Consider the following 18,105-nt stretch of genomic DNA (forward strand, 5'->3'; position numbering starts at 1 on the left):
GGGCATTTCTGGCTTCTATACTTCCGAACGGCTCTGTCTTGGTCTTCTCCTTGGATATGGGAACGGCCGCATTCAGGCGATGCCGCGCTCGAACAGCCGGCCGGCGGCGGGCTGGGCGTCGTCGATGCCGGCGAGGCGCAAAGCGTGCCAGGCCATGGCGTGGTTGGACGAGGTGATGGGCAGTCCGGTGCGCTCCTCGATACGCGCGACGGCCTCCGCCACCCGCAGGCTGGTACAGGAGACGAAGATCGCTTCGATGCCAGGGGCCTGTTCGGCCAGCCGTTCCGCCGCCGCTACGATTGACTCCACCGAGATGCGTGCCGCCTCGCGATCATCCTGCCGGTTGAAGGTGGCGTAGGCGTCGACCTGCACGCCGCGGGAGACGAAATAATCCGCCATGCCCGCCGTGATCTCCGGCGTATAGGGCGTCAGCATGGCGATGCGCCCGACATTCAGTGCGTCGAGGGCGGCGAGCGTGGCGGTGACCGGCGTGGTGCAGGCGGCCCCCGGTCGGGCCTTTCTGATCTCGCCGAACACATACTCCTCGCCCAGCAGCATGGTCGCCGAGGTGCAGCCGAAGGCGACGACGTCGAGCGACAGGCCGGGCAGGATGAGGTCGGTCGCCGGCGCGATGCGCGGGCCGATGGCGCGCAACGTGCTGGGAGTAATGTCGAAATCGCTGTGCAGCCGCGACTCGTAAAGTGCCACGCCCGGTATCGTGAGCAGGTTGCGGAATTCGTACTCGATAGTCTGGTCGGTGCCGAGCACGACGAGGCCGATATTGGCCCGCTCGCCGATGCGCGGGGCGAGATCGGAGGGCAGCACGCCGAAATCGATGGGGGCGATGAGAGACTCGATTGGGGGCATTGAGGAACTCTCCCGAGATGCGTCAGGCGACAAGGCCGTCCATGGGAATGGCCGGTGTGCGGCCGGCGATGAGGTCGGCGGTGATGCGCGCCGATCCGTGCGACATGGTCCAGCCGATATGGCCGTGGCCGGTATTCAGATAGAGATTGTCGAGCTGCCGCCGCCCGAAGAAGGGCAGGTTGGTTGGTGTCATCGGACGCAGGCCCGCCCACATCTCGGCGCGGTCATAATCGGCGCCCTCTGGGTAAATCTCCTGCGTCACTTTCTTCATGAAGGCGAAGTCGGCCGGCTTGTGGCTCTTGTCGTAACCGGCGAATTCGGCGGTGGCGGTGACGCGCAGCCGGTCGCCGAAGCGCGAGATAGCGACGAGGTTGTGCTCGTCCACTGCCGCCACGCTCGGCGGTTTCGGTTGGTTGCCGACGGGAATGGTGAGCGAATAGCCCTTGATCGGATAGATCGGCAGCGAGATGCCGACCGTGCGGGCGAGCCCGGCACTGGAGGTGCCGAGCGCCAGCACATAGGCGTCGCCCGTCACCATGCCCTTGTCGGTTGCTACGCCGGTGATGTGGTCGCCGGCGGTCTCCAGCCCGATGATGGCCGTACCGGTGCGGACGTCGCCGCCGCGCCGGGCGACGATGCCGGCCAGCGCGTGGGTGAATTTGGCGGGATCGCCGGTCTCGTCGGTCGGGCACCAGATGGCGCCGACGATCTTCTCGCGCGCATGGGCCAGCGCCGGATCGAGCGCCATCACCTCGTCGCGGCCGAGCACCTTGATGAACTGCCCGTCGGATTCCAGCAGCCGCATATTGGCGATGCCGGCGTCGAGCGCCTGCTGGCTGCGGTGGAAATAGAGGATGCCGCGGTCGTTGCGGTCATAGGAAAGGTCTTCCTCGCCGATCACCTCCTGAAGCACGGCTTGCGAATAGGCGGCGAGCCGGTGCTTGAGCAGCGTGTTGCGCCTCGCCTTGTCCGCCGTGCACTCCATCAGGAACTGCCACGACCAGGTATAGAGCCGAGGGTCGGCCGAGAGCTTGAAGCGCAGCGCCTGATCCTTCAGCACCAGCGACTTCAAGAGCGTCATCGGCGCCTTGGGCGAGGACCACACGAAGGAGTGGCCGGGCGCGATCATGCCGGCATTGCCCCAGCTGGTCTCGTCCGCCACCTGCGCATTCTTTTCCAGCAGCACGACCTCGTGGCCGTCCTTCTGCAGTTGATAGGCGGTGGTGACGCCGACGACGCCGCCACCGAGAACGATGATCCTCATGCCAGCCCCGCATTTCCGCTTTACCCGGCGACAAAGTGAATACACTTTAGAATTCAGATGGAGCCGCGCAATCTCGAATATTGGGCAGGCGGCGCACACGCGATAAGCAGGCTCAGGAGAAGGTGCGGCGGATCAGCGATGACGAAGCAGGAATTCATGGAGACCGAAGGCCGGCGCGGGCGCGCCGCCGACAGCGTCGAGCGCATCTACGCCACGCTCAAGGAACTCGCCGCCGAATACGCATTTCGTCCGGGCGAGAAGATCAACGAGGCCGAGCTTGCCTCCCGCCTGTCGGTCAGCCGCACGCCGGTGCGCGCGGCGCTCAACCGGCTGGAGCGCGACGGTTTTGTCGTCACCGTGCCGAACAAGGGCTTTTATGCGCGCGAAATCAGCCCGGATGGAGTGCGCGAGCTGTACGAATTGCGCGCCGCCATCGAGCGTGCGGCCTTCGCGCTGGCCTGCCGGCGCGCCGGCGATGGGGAGATCGAAGCCACCATCGCCACGTGGGAGCGGCACAATGACCTCGCCGGGGAAGGCTCATGGACGCGGATCGCGCTGGCGGACGAAGCCTTCCACATGGCTCTGACGCGGCTGTCGGGCAACGGGCAGATGGCGCTTGCGCTGGAATCGGTGTCGTCGCGACTTCGCTTCTTCCGCCGCATTGCGCTGGAAGTGCTGACACAGCGCGCGCAGAGCTATCAGGAACACGCCGCCATCATCGACGCGCTGCGCCGGCGCGACGCCGCCGGCGGGGCGGAACTGGTGGAGCGGCACATCACGCTGTCTTCCGAGCATGCGGTCGAGGTCGCGACGCGCGGGCTCGCGCGCATCTTCTTCGGCGACGCGGCCTGAGGACGACCGCCTACCCCAGCGGCGCCGGCCCCTTCGGCCCGCCGACATATTCGGAAAAGCCGCGCGAGACGTAACCGCCGAGCGGGCGAGTGCCGACCATCTCTCCCTCGCGCATGACGATCTGCCCGCGTACCAGCGTCATGACCGGCCAGCCGGTGATCTGCATCCCCTCGTAAGGGGTGTAGTCGCAGCCATCGTGCAGCAGATCATGCGTCAGGGTAAGCCTGCGCGCTGGGTCCCAAAGCGCGATGTCGGCGTCCGAGCCGATGGCGATGGTGCCCTTGCGCGGGTGCAGGCCATAGATGCGCGCATGGTTGGTGGAGGTGAGCGCCACGAAGCGCTGCAGCGAGATGCGCCCCTTCACCACGCCTTCGGAGAAGAGGATCGGCAGCCGCGCGGCGATGCCGGGAATGCCGTTGGGAATCCAGCGGAACGAGGTTCGCCCGCGCGGGGTGAGCTTGCCGGCGGCATCGTCATAGCGGAACGGGCAGTGGTCGGAGGAGAACACGTCGAACGCGCCGTCCTCGATGCCCTGCCAGCATTCCTTCTGGCTGGCGACATCGCGCGGCGGCGGGGAGCAGACATATTTCGCCCCCTCCATGTTCAGCCCGTCGAGGTCGTCCGCGGTGAGGGTGAGATATTGCGGGCAGGTCTCCGACAGGATCTTTAGCCCGGCGCGGCGGCCGCGGCGGATCTCGTCCAGCGCCTCGCCATTGGAGACATGCACCACCATCAGCGGCACGTCGGTGATCTGGGCGAGCGAAATGGCGCGGTGCGTCGCCTCGCGCTCCACCGCGATCGGCCGCGAGGTGGCGTGGTGGCGCGGCGCGGTGCGGCCCTCGCGTTCCAGCCGCTCGGTGAGGAAGCGGATGGCGTCGTAATTCTCCGCGTGGATCATCACCAGCGCGCCAGTCTGCCGCGCGACTTCCATCACCTTCAGGATTTCGAGGTCGGTGAGACGCAGATCCTCATAGGTCATGAACACCTTGAAGGAGGTGTAGCCGTCGTCGATCAGCGCCGGCAGTTCCTGCCCGAGCACGCTCTCGGTGGGGTCGCTGACGATGAGGTGGAAGGACACGTCGACATGGCAGTTGCCTTCCGCCAGCGCGTGATAGGCGTTGAGCGCCTCGCGCAGCGACTGGCCCTTCTGCTGCAGGCAGAACGGCAGCACCAGCGTGTTGCCGCCGATCGCCGCCGAGCGGGTGCCGCTGGCGAAATCGTCGGCCATGACGATGCCGGGGCCGGAAGGCTGGGAGAGATGCACGTGGCTGTCGATGCCGCCCGGCAGCACATAGAGGCCGGCGGCGTCGATGACCTCCGAAGCATCCGTGCCGAGGTCCTCGGCCAGCGCCACGACACGGCCGCCGCGTATCCCGACATCGCAGCGGGCGACGTCGGAAGCGTTGGCGACGGTGCCGTTCTTGATCAGCAGATCGAAGCCGCTCATTCCACCTTTTCTCCCTGCCGTGCCGGCTCCAGCGCGAAGGGGCCGCCCCAGGCGCGCAATTCCCCAGGGTCGCGGCCGGCCAGAAGCAGGCTCTTCCACAGTGTGACCGAGATGGAATCGAGCACGGGGATGCCGATCTCCCGCTCCAGCACCGGCGCGATGGCCGAGCCCTTGAGGTTGGTGCAGACGATGGCGACGGCGTCGCAGCCTTCCGCCACCACCGCGCGTACCATGTCGGCGATTTCGCTTTCCGTCACCTCGGCGAAGGAGAAGTTCACGGAAAGCCCGAGATGGCGCTCGGCTGTGCAGGCGAAGTCCGACGTGTTCCAGTTGGAGCAGATGGCCGCCTGCACGTCGTCGAGATAGGGCGTAACCAGCCCGATGCGGCGGAAGCCGTGGGCGAGGAACAGTTCGCGATAGGCGAGGATGGAGGTCGAGGCGGGGATGCCGGTGCGCGCGGTGATTGCCGTGCACAGGGCCTCGTCCTGCTCGAAGCCCATCCACGCTGCCGAGGTGCCGTTCCAGGCGATGACGTCGACCTTGGCGTCGGCGAGCAGGTCGGCGGCGGCCAGCAGGCCCTCCGGCGCGAACTGCCCGAGGGCGGTCGGCGACAGGCCGATCTGGGTGACGCGGAAGCGCGCGAAATGCGCGCTCACATTGGTCATGCCGGCCACCATGGCGCAGGTGAGCGGTTCCAGCGCGGTATTCGAGGAGGGGGTGAGCATGCCCAGCCGGGCGGAGGAAGTTGCCGTCATGGCGTCAATCCCGTGCGGAGGCAGCGTAGAACGGGCTCGGTGGCGCGTCAGGCAGGTAACCCTCATAGAATTTCTTCACGTGCGGGAATACGGCGAGGCCGAGTTCGCGGCGCGCGACCTCGTCCGGGCTGCGGGGCTTGCCGAGCGCGTCGGCGATCTCGGCCAGCACGGCGTCGCGGTCGACCCTGGTGAAGCGGCCATCCTCATAGACCACCTCGCCATTGATGAAGACCGCATCGACTGCCCCGGTCTTGGCGCGCTGCACCAGCGCGTCGAGCATCGGAATGTCGGGATCTTGATAGGGGTAAGTGGATTTGGTCCAGTTGATCAGCACCGCGTCGAAGAAACGGCCCTCGTCGAGCCGGCCGATAGTGGCGCCGAAGGCAGTGGTCATGGCGCCGGCCTCCGTCGCCATTTTCACCACTTGCGGGCACGTGGGCACGTCCGCCTCGTCCATGCCGGGCTCGCGGTGGACACGCAAGGCGAGGCGCAGTTCCGAGAGCATGTCGCGGTCGTCATTGATGCCTGCCTCGTCGAGGCCCATGCCGACAGTGATGCCCTTGGCCTCCCAGCGGTTGAGCGGGGCAAGGCCCGAGCGCAGGCGGAAATTCGACGAGCAGTTGTGGCAGATGCAGGTGCCGGTGTCGGCGACGATGTCGATGTCTTCCTCGTTCAGCCACACGCCATGGCCAAGCGTCATGTGCGGGCCGAGCACGCCGAGGTCGTGCAGGTGGCGCAGCGCGGTCTTGCCGGTGCGGCGGCGGGCATATTCCTTCTGGTAGATGGTCTCCAGCAGATGCATGTGCATCGGCACGCCGGCCGCGCGGGACTTTCGGTTGAGCTCAATCAGCCCATCATCCGTGCACCAGTGCAGGTTGGCGGGGGCGAGCTGCACGCGGGTCAGGGCATGGCCGGAATTCTCCGCCGTGAGTTGGTCGAACAGCCTCAGAAAATCCTCGAACGGCATGGCCTGCGACTTGAAATGGGCCATCAGTTTCTCGCCGAGCGCGGCGGGCAAGCGGGCGCAAAAATCCTCGTCCGCCTCATAGACCAGCCGGTTCTGCTCGCGCACCGCATAGCAATAGGAGGCGCGCATGCCGAGCGAGCGGTAGGCGCCGAGTACCTTGCTGGCGCCGCCATGGATCGCCTCATAGCCGCCAGGCATCCAGCCATGGATGTGCTGCACCGTGGTGATGCCGGAGGCGATCATCTCGAAGGCGGAATAGAGCGTGTCGAGCGTCAGGTCGACGCGCCGCGCCGGCATGCGGCTGGCAAACCAGAGTTCCAGCGCATGGTCGGGCGAGCCGAGCTGGAGCGGGGTCATGCCGACGTGATGGTGGCTGTTGACGAAGCCCGGCAGCATGGCGTGGTCCGGATACTTGCGCAGCTCGGCGGCGGGCGCGAGCTTGCGCATCTCTTCCAGCGGGCCGGCGGCGACGATGACGCCGTCGCGCGAGAGTACCGCGCCTTGGTCGAGGACGACCGGGGTGAAGCGGTCATTGATGCCGGTGACGACCCAGCGGGCCTGGACGATCAGTTCAGCCATGATGCTTCCTTCACTGTCAGCAACGGCAAGCGCAGGCGCCGTGCCGTGGCATTGTTGTCTCGTGCATGGGCCAGCCGGTCGGGTTCCACCGCGACGAGGAACGGGCCGGTGTGCTGGTGTATTTTCATACCGTTCGGATCGAAGGCGATGGTCTCGCCGTCATGGCGAACGTCCTGGCCCGTAACGGTTTCCGTGCCGTAGCGCGCGGCGGCGAGCGCGTAGACCGCGTTGGCGCGCGCGCTCGCCTGTAGCTCGGCGGCGTACAGGCCCTCCGGGTCGTCCGGCGCCGGGCCGCCGACTAGCACGGCGACAAGGTCGGCGCCGGCGGCGGCCGCCGCGCGCCAGCATTCGGGGAAGCGGCGGTCGTAGCAGATCAGAGCCGCGACCTTGCAGCCGGCGATATCGACGGCCTGGACGATGGGCGCGCCAGGGATGAAATGGTGTTCCTCGCCAAAGGCGTCGCCGGCCGGGGGGAGGTGAATCTTCCGTGCTGCCACCTCGATCCGCCCGTCCGGGCGGGCGAGCAGGGCGGTGTTGAAGGGCAGGCCGGCGGCCTCGCGCAGCGCCATGCCGAAAAGTACGTATATACCATTAGCCATGGCTGCGGCGCGCATGCGCGTGGTGGTCGGGCCCTCGATCGGTTCCGCCAGATGCGCCCAGCCAGCCGGGCTCTCCGCTGCGACATAGGGCGTGGCGAACAACTCCGGCAGCACCACCAGCGAGGCTCCGGCATCGGCTGCAATACGGATGCCGGCGTCGGCTGCGAGCCACATCGGCACGGGATCACTGCCGGCCGGGCCGATCGGCACGGCGGCGGCGAGGAAGGGAGCGGCCATGATGGGCTACACCGCTTCCTGTTCGGCGAAGGCGCGGTCGACCTCGTCGGCCAGCAGTTCGGTGAACATGTCGCGATAGGCGTGGTAGCGCGGGTCGCGGCTCTCGCGCGGGCGCGGCAGGTCGATGGGCACGATGGTCTTCACCCGGCCCGGCCGCGAGGTGAACACCACCACGCGGTCGGCCAGCGAGATCGCCTCGTCGATGGAATGGGTGACCAGCAGGATGGAGGCGCCGCTGTCGCGCCAGATCTGCAGCAGGAAGTCCTGCATGCGGGCTCGCGTCTGCACGTCGAGCGCGGCGAAGGGCTCATCCATCATCAGCACCTTGGGGCGCATGGCGAGCGCGCGGGCGCAGGCGGCGCGCTGGCGCATGCCGCCGGACAATTCGTCCGGCTTCTTGTCCAGCATATCGCCGAGGCCGACGCGCCGGAGCGTCTCTATGGCGATCTCGCGCCGCTTGACCGGCTGCACATGCTGCACGGCGAGGCCGAAGGCGACGTTGTCGGTGATGGTGAGCCAGGGAAACAGCGAGGCTTCCTGGAAGATCAGCCCGCGCTCGGCGGAAGGTTCGGTGACGGTCTCGCCGTCGCAGGCGATGGTGCCGCCCGAGACCTCTTCCAGCCCGGCGATCATGTAGAGCAGGGTGGACTTGCCGCAACCGGAGGGGCCGAGCAGCACGATGAACTCGCCCGGCGCGACATCGAAGGTGAGGTCGTCGAGCGCCTGCACCGGGGCGCGGCCTTCGGGCGTCCAGCGCTTGGAGACGGACTGGATCGAGACGGCGGGGCGGCTCATCGCGCGCCTCCCTGGTTCGGGGTGATCCACCAGAGCATCCTGTGCTGCACCTGACGGAGAGCGAAGTCCGAGAGGAAGCCGAGCAGGCCGATGATCGCCATGGTGAAGAAGACGAGCTTGGCGTTGAAAGTCGAGCGCGCCATGGAGGTGATCTGGCCGAGCCCGGTGCCGACGCCGACCGTCTCGGCGATGAGCACCACCATCCAGGCGGCGAACAGGTTGAGCCGCAGTGTCATGAACAGGCTGGGCAGGATCGAGGGAAGGATGACCTTCCAGAAGGTCTGGCGCTGGCTGGCGCCCATGATGCGGGCGACATGGATGTAGTTCTTCGGCACGCTCTCGATCTGCGCGCCGGTGGAGAGCACTATGGCGAAGAACACGGTGATGAAGACGAGGAACACCGCCGGCACGTCGCCAATGCCGAAGACGAAGATGGCGACCGGCAGCCACGCCACCGGCGAGATCGGCGCCAGCAGGAGGATGGTGGGAAGCAACAGGTTGCGCAGCAGTTTCACGTAATGGATCAACGCGCCGACGGCGACACCGAGGCTGAAGCCGAGGGCGAGGCCGACGACCACGCGCAGGGTGGTGGAGGCCATGGTGAACAGCAGCGCACCGACCCCGCCGCCGGTGGCGACCGAGCCGATGCGGTTGGAGCGGTCGAAGAATTGCAGCGTGCCCGGAATGTCGGCGAGGAACAGATGCGGCGGCGGCAGCAGCAAGGGGTTCAGCATGCCGAGCGCGTACAACCCCTCCCATACGCTGGCGAACAACCCAACCGAGACGATGCTCCAGCCAATGGCGCCGAGGCGGCGGCGCCAGGCGGGCGTCAGCAGGGAACGGGTGGCGCGTGGCGCGGGCGGCGGCGCCGGGCGCGCGGGCTCAGCCTTGCCGAGGCCCGTATGTCCGGCATCTGCGGTCATCGTCATGGCGTCCTTCCATTAAATCGGGCGAGGGGACGCCCGGCCGGGCAGGTGGCGCGACCGGGCGGCGAGGCGCGCCCTCAGGCGGACTTCAGCTTCAGGCCGTCATAGAGCGGCTTGTTCTCGGCGATGACGGCCTCGAGCAGGCTCCAGTTGAAGGCGCCCTGATCCGGCTGCTTCTTGACGTAGCCGAGTTCCTTCATCGACTGGCCGCGATCGATGATGAACTGGGTCTGGTTGCGCTGGTCGACGACGATGGGCTGCTTGCTGGAGGCATCGACGGCCGCTTCCATGCTGGTCTTGTAGTATTTGCCGACGGTGTCCTTCAGAGCGGCGGTCTTGTCGGCCTCGGCCTGCGACTGGGCGACGAACAGCGCCTTGATCACCGCTTTGACGGCGGCCGGGTTGCTCTCCAGCAGCGGCGTGCGCACGGCCAGCACGCAGTCCGAATAACCCTTGCCGTAGACATCCGTGCCATTGGACAGCACGGTGGCGCCCTTGCGTCCGATCACGCATTGCGAGGCGTAGGGCTCGATGTGGCAGATGGCGTCGATGGCGCCGGCCATGAAGGCCTGGGCGAGCTCGGGCGAGGTGTCGAGATACTTGATCTCGACATCCCTGAAGGAGAGACCAGCCTTCTTGAGATAGTCGTAGGGCAGCACTTCCAGCGTGTCGGCCTGGAAGGTGCCGAAGGTCTTGCCCTTGAGGTCCGTGGCGGAGGTGATGCCCTCTTTGGCGACGATGATGCAGCCCTCGACGCCGCCGCCGGCGACGATCTTCACCGGCGCGCCGGCGTCGTAGAGGGTCATGAAATTCGAGTAGGGAATCATCGACATGTCGACGAGGCCGGCGCCGAACATGGTGGTGATTTCGGTGTTGGAGGGCGTGACCACGAATTCGAGGTCGACGCCGTCTGCCTTGGTCAGCTCCCGCTCCTTGGCGAGGAAGATGCCCATGTTGCAGAAGCCGGAGCCGTGCGTCGCCTTGATGGTGGTGCCGGCGGCGCGCGCCGCGTTCGGCGCCAGCAGGCTGGCGAGCGAGGCGGGCAGGGCGATGCTCGCCGCGGCGCCGACCACGGACGATTTCAGGAAGTTGCGGCGCGAGAAATTGCGAAAGAAGGTGCCGTCACGATCACACATGATCCCCTCCGGATCTTGAGAACCGATATGACCCCGCCCTGACGTCCCATTGTCACCAGGTCGTCCGATCGCGCGCGTCCCGGCACGCATGCCGCGACCAGCGCGATCCCGGAACAGGATCACGATGATGGGCACGCCAACCCGGAAGAGCATTTTCGCCCTGCGCTACACTAACGGTGCGACGAAAACAGTCGTATCATAGACGATTAATACTTATTGCGAAGCGCAAAAAGCGTTCATGTCAGCGTTTCAATGATAAAAATATTCGCAGAACTATTTCAATCTACTTAAATCGTCGATTTCCCGACCCGGGTGACCCGGCTCGCGAAGGTCGTCCGCGGGCGCTTCCCCGTGCGGCTGAGCCGGCTGAGATGGCGTCGCGGCTGACAGCAGCGATGGCTCATGGCGAAAGTAAAAGCCTCCTCCGAGCGAGGTGCAACTATTTTTTGTATGTTGAATACAATTTACTCTAAATGGCTATGAACAGGGCAGAATGTGACTATGATTGCAGCGTTCGAGGGGCTGGCGCCGCCCGGCGCTCGTGCTAGGATTCCGACGTGGCGGAAGAAATCGACATTCCCAGGAAGCGGGGGCGGCCGCGCAAGGTCCGTCCGGTCGAGGGCGCCGGCGGCGAGCGTCTCGCGCGCACCGGGCTGCATGAGCGCGCGGCGCAGCAACTGCGGCATATGATCGTCGTCGGAAAGATTCCGCCGGGCGCGCCAGTAGTAGAGGCCGAGTTGTGCGAGCTTCTCGGCATTTCCCGCACGCCGCTGCGCGAGGCGGTGAAGATGCTGGCGGCTCAGGGGCTGATCGAACTGCGCCCCAACCGCAGCGCGCGCGTCGCGCCGATGGACGCGGGCCATATCGGCGATCTGTTCGAGGGGCTGAGCAGCGTCGAGCGTATGGCCGCCGAATTCGCCGCCGACCGGCTGACATCCGCCGAGCTCGACGCGTTGCGTGCGATGCAGGCGACGATGGAGCGCCATTATGAGGCCGGTGATCTCGCCGCCTATTTCGAGGTCAACCAGGCCATCCACGGCGCCATTCTCGCTGGCGCGCACAATGCGACGTTGGTCGAGATGCACCGCTGGCTGTTGGCGCGGGCGGAGCGGGCGCGCTTCTTCGCGCTGGGCGCGCGCGGGCGCTGGGTCGAATCGATCCAGGAGCACCGCGATATTCTCGCCGCGCTGGAAGCGCGCGACGGCGCGCGCGCCGGACGCCTGCTCGCCGCCCATGTGCGGCACACCGGCACCGGCGTGCTGGCGATGCTGGCCAGCGGCGGTGTTGACGACGCGGCCTGAGCCGATCATCGCTGCACCGACGAGGCCCAGTCGGCCATGCCGGGGAAGTGGATCAGCAGCGCCATCATGAGCACCATGGCGGCGACGAAGGGGATGGTGCCGGCGAACACCGTGCCGATATTGCCCTCGCGCCGCACGGTCTGGATGACATAGAGAGTCATGCCGACCGGCGGGCTGAGCAACGACATCTCGCACATCAGCACGATGAACACGCCGAACCAGACCGGATCGATGCCGGCCGCGACGATGACCGGGAACAGCACCGGCACCGTGCCGACCATCATCGGCAGCGTCTCGAAGAAGATGCCGAGCAGCACGTAGAAGATCGCCAGCGCCCATTTCAGCAGCAGCGGGCCGGTGCCGAGGCCGGCGACCCAGGTGCTGAGCGTCTGGGTGATCTGCAGCATGCCGAGCGCGTAGTTGAGATAGAACGCGACCGCCAGGATCAGCATGGTGATGGCGGTGAGGCTGGCCGTCGCGACGAAGGAATCGTGCAGCATTTTTAGCGAGATGCGGCGCTCGATGCCGGCGATGATCAGGGTGGCCACTACCGCCAGAGCCGCCGATTCCGTCACCGTTGCCCAGCCGGTATAGACCGAGCCCATGATGATGGTGAAGACGACCAGCGGGCCGGTGAGGTCGACCAGCCGGCGCAAGCGCTCGCCATAGCCGATGGAGGGCTCCTTGCCCGCGAGGTCCGGCCGCCACAGGCACAGGCCGGCGATGACCGCCATGAACAGCGCGGTGAGGATGATGCTCGGCAACAGCGCCGCGGCATAGAGCTGGGCGACCGAGGTGTTGGTCAGCGAGGCATAGACGATGAAGGCGATGCCGGGCGGGATGAGATTGCCGAGCGAGGCGCCCGCCGCGATGGAGCCGAGCACGAGGCGCTCGTCATATCTGCGCTTCCTGAACGAGGGCAAAGCGACGGTGGTGATGGTGGCGGCGGTGGAGACCGAGGAGCCCGACACCGCCGAGAAGATCGCCGACGCGCCGATATTGGTGTGCAGCAGCCCGCCCGGCAGCCGGTTCAGCCAAGGCGCAAGGGCGGCGTACATCTTGTCGGTCATGCCGCTGCGCACGAGGATCTCGCCGAGCAGAATGTACATGGGGATGGCGAGGAGGATGTAGTCCTCCATCGAGCTCCATAGCTGGCTGCCGTAGACCCTCAGATGCACGCCGTCGAAATAGACCACGACGGCGGTGACGGCGGTAAGGAACAGCGCGGTGGCGACATGCAGGCCCAGAAACAGCAGGGCCACCATGACGCAGAAGCCGGCGACGACGATGCCGATGCTGATCATGACAGGGCCTTTCCGTCGTGCAACGCGCCCTCGTGAAGCGTGCCTTGCGTCTCGATCTCGATCTGCTCCTCCAGCGAGGGTGGCCCATAGAAGCGGTCAAGCCGGCGGCGGTCGCGGACGAACAGGATCGCGGCATGGGTCGCCAGCGCCACGGCGACGCCGGCGAACACGACGAGGCCGAACAGCCAGAGCGATTGCGGAATCCACAAAGGTGTCTGCAGCGGCGTGGAAGCGCGCGCCTGCCAGCGCAGCGTGTCGCGCAGCACGCTCCAGGCCTCCCAGGCCGAGAACACGGCGAGCCCCGCTAGCGTGAGCGCGGCCAGCAGATTCAGCACGTTGCGTAGCAAGCGAGGAAAGTGCGGGAACAGGAAGTCCACCCGCGAATGCGCCCGCTGCAGCAGCGCCATGGAGAAGCCCCAGGTGCTGCCGATGGCGAGCATGTAGCCGCCGATCTCGTTCACCCCTTGCAGCGAGATGTCGAACAGGCGGCGGCCGATCACCTCATAGGTGGTGGCGAAGCAAAGTGCGAGCAGCGCCCAGCCGGTGGCCAACTGCATGGCGCGGATCGGTCGCTCGAAGGCACGCGCGACGGGGTTCTCGGGCGACGGCGTGGCGACGCTGTTCGTCATGCGAGCGGCTCCGGTGCGGAGAGGGACGTGGCTGGCTTTCTTCCCTCTCCCCGTCGGGGAGAGGGAGAACAACCTACCGTGCTCAGGGCGCAGCGATCTTCACGCCCAGCGCCTTGCCGACGCTGTCGTTCCAGACGCCGGTGCAGCCGGGATAGGTCGCCTCGCAGCGCTTTGCCCAGTCGGTGAGGATCTTGTCCTGCGAGATTGACTTGACCTTCGCCTTGTCGGCGTCGGACACCGGCACGAGCTTCATGTCGTATTTGGTGTAGATGCCGCCGGCGCAGTCGCCGCCGGTCGAACAGGCGAGCGCCTGGCCATTGGTCTTGTTAGCCAGAGCCCACAGATTGTCTTCCATCGCCTTGAAGTCGGCCTCCAGCGCCGCCCGCTTGTCGGCCGGCAGACTGTTCCACCAGTCGAGATTGACGATGTGCGCCTGCACCGAGCCGGACACCGAAAGCGGCAGCAGGAATTTGGTCACCTCCGGCCATTTGCCGGTATTGGCCGAGGTCGGCGAGGTGACGCCGCAGCTGGCGACGCCGCGCTCCAGCGCCGGATAGACTTCCGGGAAGCTGAGCGTCACCGGGGTGGCGCCGAGATCGGTCAGCAGGGTCGACATGGAGGCGGTGAAGGAGCGCACCTTCTTGCCCTTCATGTCGGCGAGGGATTCGATCGGCTGGTTGCAGAAGAACACCTGCGGCCCGAACGGCCAGATCGCCACCGCCTTGACGCCGAAGCGTTCGGCAAGACGCTTGTTGAAGGGCTCGCGATAGGCGTCGACGGCGGTCTTCAGTTCGCCCATGTCGGTGGAAACGCCGACGAGGTCGATGCCTTCCAGGAAGGCGTCGTCCTTGGCCGCGCTGCCGACCTGGGTGGAAACGACCTGGAAGGTGCCGGAACTGGCGAGGCGCAGCGCGTCCGCGAGATTGAGCCCGAGCACTTGGAATTCGTTGCGCGTCACCGGCACGCCGTCGGCGGTGATCTTCTGGATCGCCTCCATTTCCACGGGGTATTGCGCCTGCTGCTGCTGGCTCTGGGTCAGCCAGCTAGCGGTCTGGGTGCTCGCGGGGAGAGCGGCGCCGAGGAGGCCCGCCGTGGCGAGCAGGGTGGGCAGGATGCGGGTGAGCATGGTTCGGGATCCTGTGTCCTGATGTGAAACGGCTGGGCGGCACTTAGCGGGGGTTGTGCAGAAGCAAGCCGAGGGCCGCGCCGATGCCTCTGGGCGGGGCATCGCTGGCGAGGCGTTGCGGCGGCGTGGGGGCGCGTGGCTTCAGGCGCGCCAGCGTCTCGGCTTGCGCCAGCGCCGGGGCGACGCCGTCGAGCAGCGGCAGTGAGGCGTGCGCGGCAAGCCGATGGGCGACGCCGGCCACCGCCGCGCCGCAGATCACCACGACATCGATGCCGCCGCGCGCGGCGAGGCGTTGCACCGCGTCGAGGATGGCGCGGTCCATCAGCGCGCGGTCGAGATACTGGCTGCGCGAGACGACTGCGACCGGCTCTATGGCGCCGAGACGCCCGCGCAGGCCGATGCGGTCGATCAGATCCTCATAGAGCGGGATGCTCGTCGTCCCCAGCACCACGAGCCCGTAGCGCCGGCCGATCAGGCAGGCGGTGTGCAGCGCCGCCTCGGTGATGCCGACCACCGGGATGGGCAGCAGGCTGCGCGCGGCGGACACGCCGCTGTCGAAGGAGATGGCGGCGATCGCCGCGTCGAAGCCAGTGTGATGGGCCGCGAGCAACTCCAGCATGGCGTGGGCGGCGATGACGTTTTCGCTTTCGGTCGAGACGATGCTGGCACCGAACTCCGACGTTACCGCTTCAAGCTCCACCGAGGGACCGGCGGTGCGCCGCGCCTCGGCAAGGACGACGTCGGTGACCGCCTGCGTGGTGTTGGGATTGACGAAGAGGATGCGGGTCATGGGGTTGAAACCCTTTCCTGCTGCACGGCGGCTTGCGCGATGGCGCCGGGCGTGGCGAGCCACACGCCCTCGCGCCGGGCGGCGATGTGGTCGAGCGCCCGGCGCAGCGCGCGCAGGCGGAAGGGCTGGCCGGAGATGAAGGAATGCAGCACCACGCTCATGACCAGCGGCCGGCTTGTGCTGGCCTCCAACAGCTCGTCGAACTCGTCGATAATCATCTCGGCGAAGTCGCGGGCGCTGTGCTGGCGGCCGATAATGGTGGAGCTGTCGTTCAGCTCCAGCGCATAGGGCATGGCTATGAGGTTGCCGCTGCGCGTGTTCAGCCGTATTGGCCGGTCGTCGAGGCGCAGATCGGCGAGATAGGCGAAGCCTTGCTCGGCCAGCAGGTCGAGCGTGCGCGGGCTGTGCGCCAGCCACGGGCTCGACCAGCCCTGGGGCGGGGCGCCTTCCTCGCACTCGATGCGCGCGCGCACCGCGGCGATATAGGCGGCTTCGTCCTGTGGGCTCATCTCGGCGAGGCAGTCGGAATTCGACCAGCCATGGGCGATGAATTCCGCGCCGGCCGCGCGCGCCGCCGCGATGACCGCCGGGGCGGTGTCGTAGACGGCGGTGTTGAGCAGCACCGCCGGGCGTATGCCTTGGGCGGCGAGCAGGTCGAACAGCGCGAAGGCGCCGACGCGGTTGCCATAGTCGCGCCAGGAGGCGTTGACGAGGTCGGGCTGCGGTGTGCCGGGCAATATGTCCTCGGTGCGGCCCGCGCCGAAGGCATAGTCTTCGATGCCGACCGCGACATAGAGCGCGAGGCGGGCGCCGTTCGGCCAGGTCCAGTCCGCTGCGTCGGGCAGAGGGGCGAGGTCGTAGCGGCCGTGGCGGGCGAGCCCGCTATGATCGTTCATGCGGACACCCATCGGTTCATGCCGACATCGCGCGCGGCGGCCCTGCCGACCATCGCCTCGTACCAGGGGCGCAGGCGTCCGGCCTCGCTCGCCGCCAGCTCCAGCGCCGGTCGGCGGCGGGCGAAAAGCTCCCTGGCTTCCGCGATCAGCGCCGCCTCGTCGATCCGCGTGCAGCGGCCGGCTTCGAAGACGAAGTCGCCGGCGACCATGGTGGCGACGACCGAGCGGCCATCCTCGCAATAGACCAGCTGACGCGCGGTATCGTTCAGCGGGGTGAAGGGCAGGGTTTCGAGGTCGACCAGCGTGAGGTCGGCGAGGCGGCCAGGCTCGACGGCGCCGAGATCGTCCGCGAGGCCCATGGCGCGGGCGCCCCCGGTGAACAGGCAGTCCAGCACTTCCCACGCCTTCGGCCATTCGTTCGGGTCGGGCGTCGTGATGTTGTGGATCAGTCCGGCCATCTTGGCGACGGCCCACATGTTCACCGCGTCGTCGGCGATGGCCTCGTCAGTACCGAGACAGATCGGGATGCCGCGAGCGCGAATGGCGCGGAACGGCATGACACCGCTGCCGAGGCGCAGATTGCTGATCGGGTTGTGGGCGATGGTACTGCCGGCCGACGCGACGAGGTCGAGATCGGCCCCATCCACCCAGATGGCGTGGATGATGTTCAGTCGCGCCGACAGCAGCCCCTCGTCGGCGGCGTAGCGGATGAGCGAACGCCCGCCAAGGCGTTCCTCGCCGAGCACCCGTTGCAGCTTGGTCTCCAGCATGTGCGCGAAATAGGGAACGTCCAGCGCACGGCTGATGTCGTCCAGCGCGCGCATGTAGCGCGGCGAGACGCGCTGCGGTGCCGAGCAGGAGACGGCGGCGCGCAGCCGCCCGCCCTGCGTGCCGTGCCAACGGGAAATGAGGTGCTGATAGGCTTCCATGAGGAAGCCGGTGTCGCGGGCGGTCTCCAGTCCCGCGCGCGCTGCGGCCGGCATCAGTTCGCGCAGGAAGGGCAGCTTGTCGAGTTCGGCAAGCTCGGGCTCGTCGAGGGCGAGATTCACCCGCATGCCGCTGTCGGCATAGGCTTGCATCACCGCGTCGATGATGTCGGGGGTCGGGTCGGGCAGGAAGAAGGCGTCGTCCTGCACGGAGGTGACGCCGCCGCGCAGCATCTCGGCGCAAGCCAGAAGCGTGCGGATATAGGCCTCACGCGGGCCGGGGCGCAGCGTCTCCAGCGCCGGGCTCTCATAGAGCATGAAGAGCTCCAGCGGCAGGCTGTCGAGCCGACCCTTCATGTGGTTCACCGGCGAATGGAAATGCGCGTTGATCAGCCCCGGCAGCAGCAGCTTGCCGTGTCCCTCGACGAGGCGCGCGCCCTTGGCGGCAAGCTCGGTGCCCACTGCCGCGATGCGCGGGCCCTCGACGTGGACGTCGCACGGGGGCGAGAGCCCTTCCGCTGCCGCGCGGTCGAGGAGGCGCACTTGCCGGAACAGCACGCTCACGACGCCCTCCTGTGACGAAGGCGCGTCTGGACATGGGACGTCGGGCGCCGGGCGTGAGCCGACGCTTCCGTCCCGCGTGGCGGGGCGAATTGCAAGGCGACCTCTAGGATAGGTTGCACGATGGCGTTGCATCGCGATGTGGATA

General features: G+C 67.1%; 17 protein-coding genes. 2 read left to right on the plus strand and 15 right to left on the minus strand.

Annotated elements, in window-relative coordinates:
* Window positions 1-72: 72 nt before the first annotated feature.
* Window positions 73-867, minus strand: a complete 795-nt coding sequence (locus ACO2RV_RS13610) for a maleate cis-trans isomerase family protein (protein ID WP_423293808.1) — start codon at window positions 865-867, stop codon at window positions 73-75.
* A 22-nt stretch (window positions 868-889) separates the two neighbouring features.
* On the minus strand, window positions 890-2,131 hold the full coding sequence (locus ACO2RV_RS13615; RefSeq protein ID WP_423293810.1) for a D-amino acid dehydrogenase: 1,242 nt from the start codon (window positions 2,129-2,131) through the stop codon (window positions 890-892).
* A gap of 138 nt (window positions 2,132-2,269) precedes the next feature.
* Between ACO2RV_RS13615 and ACO2RV_RS13620 the strand changes: the two genes are divergently transcribed.
* Window positions 2,270-2,983, plus strand: a complete 714-nt coding sequence (locus tag ACO2RV_RS13620; RefSeq protein ID WP_423293812.1) for a GntR family transcriptional regulator — start codon at window positions 2,270-2,272, stop codon at window positions 2,981-2,983.
* 10 nt (window positions 2,984-2,993) lie between these two features.
* Here ACO2RV_RS13620 and hydA read toward each other — a convergent pair whose 3' ends face one another.
* The 7 genes from hydA to ACO2RV_RS13655 all read right to left on the minus strand — a co-directional run bounded on the left by hydA (window position 2,994) and on the right by ACO2RV_RS13655 (window position 10,424).
* The gene (gene hydA / locus ACO2RV_RS13625) at window positions 2,994-4,430 is read right to left on the minus strand and encodes a dihydropyrimidinase (RefSeq protein ID WP_423293814.1); all 1,437 of its coding nucleotides are present in this window, start codon (window positions 4,428-4,430) and stop codon (window positions 2,994-2,996) included.
* Window positions 4,427-5,185: a maleate cis-trans isomerase family protein gene (locus ACO2RV_RS13630; RefSeq protein ID WP_423293816.1), complete on the minus strand. Its 759-nt coding sequence runs from the start codon at window positions 5,183-5,185 to the stop codon at window positions 4,427-4,429. Before ACO2RV_RS13630 ends, hydA begins: the two co-directional genes overlap by 4 nt.
* Before the next feature lie 4 nt (window positions 5,186-5,189).
* Window positions 5,190-6,731, minus strand: coding sequence for an amidohydrolase family protein (locus ACO2RV_RS13635; protein WP_423293818.1), 1,542 nt, complete (start codon window positions 6,729-6,731; stop codon window positions 5,190-5,192).
* Window positions 6,719-7,567 carry a carbon-nitrogen hydrolase family protein gene (locus ACO2RV_RS13640; RefSeq protein WP_423293820.1) on the minus strand — a complete coding sequence of 283 codons (849 nt, stop codon included), beginning with the start codon at window positions 7,565-7,567 and terminating at the stop codon, window positions 6,719-6,721. The genes ACO2RV_RS13635 and ACO2RV_RS13640 overlap by 13 nt, the downstream gene beginning before the upstream one ends.
* 6 nt (window positions 7,568-7,573) lie before the next feature.
* Window positions 7,574-8,362, minus strand: coding sequence for an ABC transporter ATP-binding protein (locus ACO2RV_RS13645; protein WP_423293822.1), 789 nt, complete (start codon window positions 8,360-8,362; stop codon window positions 7,574-7,576).
* Complete coding sequence (locus tag ACO2RV_RS13650) at window positions 8,359-9,291, minus strand: ABC transporter permease (protein ID WP_423293824.1); 933 nt, start codon at window positions 9,289-9,291, stop codon at window positions 8,359-8,361. The genes ACO2RV_RS13645 and ACO2RV_RS13650 overlap by 4 nt, the downstream gene beginning before the upstream one ends.
* Before the next feature lie 74 nt (window positions 9,292-9,365).
* Window positions 9,366-10,424 carry an ABC transporter substrate-binding protein gene (locus tag ACO2RV_RS13655; RefSeq protein ID WP_423293826.1) on the minus strand — a complete coding sequence of 353 codons (1,059 nt, stop codon included), beginning with the start codon at window positions 10,422-10,424 and terminating at the stop codon, window positions 9,366-9,368.
* Window positions 10,425-10,981: 557 nt separating this feature from the next.
* Between ACO2RV_RS13655 and ACO2RV_RS13660 the strand changes: the two genes are divergently transcribed.
* A complete protein-coding gene (locus ACO2RV_RS13660; RefSeq protein ID WP_423293828.1) occupies window positions 10,982-11,725 on the plus strand; it encodes a GntR family transcriptional regulator in 744 nt (247 codons plus the stop codon).
* A 5-nt stretch (window positions 11,726-11,730) separates the two neighbouring features.
* On the opposite strand, the gene ACO2RV_RS13665 is transcribed toward ACO2RV_RS13660, so the two are convergent.
* The 6 genes from ACO2RV_RS13665 to ACO2RV_RS13690 form a co-directional block, all read right to left on the minus strand.
* On the minus strand, window positions 11,731-13,029 hold the full coding sequence (locus ACO2RV_RS13665) for a TRAP transporter large permease (protein ID WP_423293830.1): 1,299 nt from the start codon (window positions 13,027-13,029) through the stop codon (window positions 11,731-11,733).
* On the minus strand, window positions 13,026-13,658 hold the full coding sequence (locus tag ACO2RV_RS13670) for a TRAP transporter small permease subunit (RefSeq protein WP_423293832.1): 633 nt from the start codon (window positions 13,656-13,658) through the stop codon (window positions 13,026-13,028). The genes ACO2RV_RS13665 and ACO2RV_RS13670 overlap by 4 nt, the downstream gene beginning before the upstream one ends.
* Before the next feature lie 82 nt (window positions 13,659-13,740).
* Window positions 13,741-14,784 (minus strand): TRAP transporter substrate-binding protein, encoded by a 1,044-nt coding sequence (locus tag ACO2RV_RS13675; protein ID WP_423293834.1) that lies wholly within the window; start codon window positions 14,782-14,784, stop codon window positions 13,741-13,743.
* Window positions 14,785-14,827: 43 nt separating this feature from the next.
* Window positions 14,828-15,574, minus strand: a complete 747-nt coding sequence (locus ACO2RV_RS13680) for an aspartate/glutamate racemase family protein (RefSeq protein WP_423293836.1) — start codon at window positions 15,572-15,574, stop codon at window positions 14,828-14,830.
* Entirely contained in the window at window positions 15,571-16,470 is a 900-nt protein-coding gene (locus ACO2RV_RS13685; RefSeq protein ID WP_423293838.1) for a polysaccharide deacetylase family protein, read from the minus strand. The genes ACO2RV_RS13680 and ACO2RV_RS13685 overlap by 4 nt, the downstream gene beginning before the upstream one ends.
* Window positions 16,467-17,960: an amidohydrolase family protein gene (locus ACO2RV_RS13690; protein WP_423293840.1), complete on the minus strand. Its 1,494-nt coding sequence runs from the start codon at window positions 17,958-17,960 to the stop codon at window positions 16,467-16,469. Before ACO2RV_RS13690 ends, ACO2RV_RS13685 begins: the two co-directional genes overlap by 4 nt.
* Window positions 17,961-18,105 lie beyond the last annotated feature (145 nt).

Origin of the sequence: Ancylobacter sp. VNQ12, assembly GCF_049445835.1 — a bacterium.
In the GTDB taxonomy this organism is placed as follows: domain Bacteria; phylum Pseudomonadota; class Alphaproteobacteria; order Rhizobiales; family Xanthobacteraceae; genus Ancylobacter.

Coding starts and splice junctions, on each gene's coding strand:
- ACO2RV_RS13610 (WP_423293808.1), bottom strand. CDS start 867: ATGCCCCCAATCGAGTCTCTCATCGCCCCCATCGATTTCGGCGTGCTG.
- ACO2RV_RS13615 (WP_423293810.1), bottom strand. CDS start 2,131: ATGAGGATCATCGTTCTCGGTGGCGGCGTCGTCGGCGTCACCACCGCC.
- ACO2RV_RS13620 (WP_423293812.1), top strand. CDS start 2,270: ATGACGAAGCAGGAATTCATGGAGACCGAAGGCCGGCGCGGGCGCGCC.
- hydA (WP_423293814.1), bottom strand. CDS start 4,430: ATGAGCGGCTTCGATCTGCTGATCAAGAACGGCACCGTCGCCAACGCT.
- ACO2RV_RS13630 (WP_423293816.1), bottom strand. CDS start 5,185: ATGACGGCAACTTCCTCCGCCCGGCTGGGCATGCTCACCCCCTCCTCG.
- ACO2RV_RS13635 (WP_423293818.1), bottom strand. CDS start 6,731: ATGGCTGAACTGATCGTCCAGGCCCGCTGGGTCGTCACCGGCATCAAT.
- ACO2RV_RS13640 (WP_423293820.1), bottom strand. CDS start 7,567: ATGGCCGCTCCCTTCCTCGCCGCCGCCGTGCCGATCGGCCCGGCCGGC.
- ACO2RV_RS13645 (WP_423293822.1), bottom strand. CDS start 8,362: ATGAGCCGCCCCGCCGTCTCGATCCAGTCCGTCTCCAAGCGCTGGACG.
- ACO2RV_RS13650 (WP_423293824.1), bottom strand. CDS start 9,291: ATGACGATGACCGCAGATGCCGGACATACGGGCCTCGGCAAGGCTGAG.
- ACO2RV_RS13655 (WP_423293826.1), bottom strand. CDS start 10,424: ATGTGTGATCGTGACGGCACCTTCTTTCGCAATTTCTCGCGCCGCAAC.
- ACO2RV_RS13665 (WP_423293830.1), bottom strand. CDS start 13,029: ATGATCAGCATCGGCATCGTCGTCGCCGGCTTCTGCGTCATGGTGGCC.
- ACO2RV_RS13670 (WP_423293832.1), bottom strand. CDS start 13,658: ATGACGAACAGCGTCGCCACGCCGTCGCCCGAGAACCCCGTCGCGCGT.
- ACO2RV_RS13675 (WP_423293834.1), bottom strand. CDS start 14,784: ATGCTCACCCGCATCCTGCCCACCCTGCTCGCCACGGCGGGCCTCCTC.
- ACO2RV_RS13680 (WP_423293836.1), bottom strand. CDS start 15,574: ATGACCCGCATCCTCTTCGTCAATCCCAACACCACGCAGGCGGTCACC.
- ACO2RV_RS13685 (WP_423293838.1), bottom strand. CDS start 16,470: ATGAACGATCATAGCGGGCTCGCCCGCCACGGCCGCTACGACCTCGCC.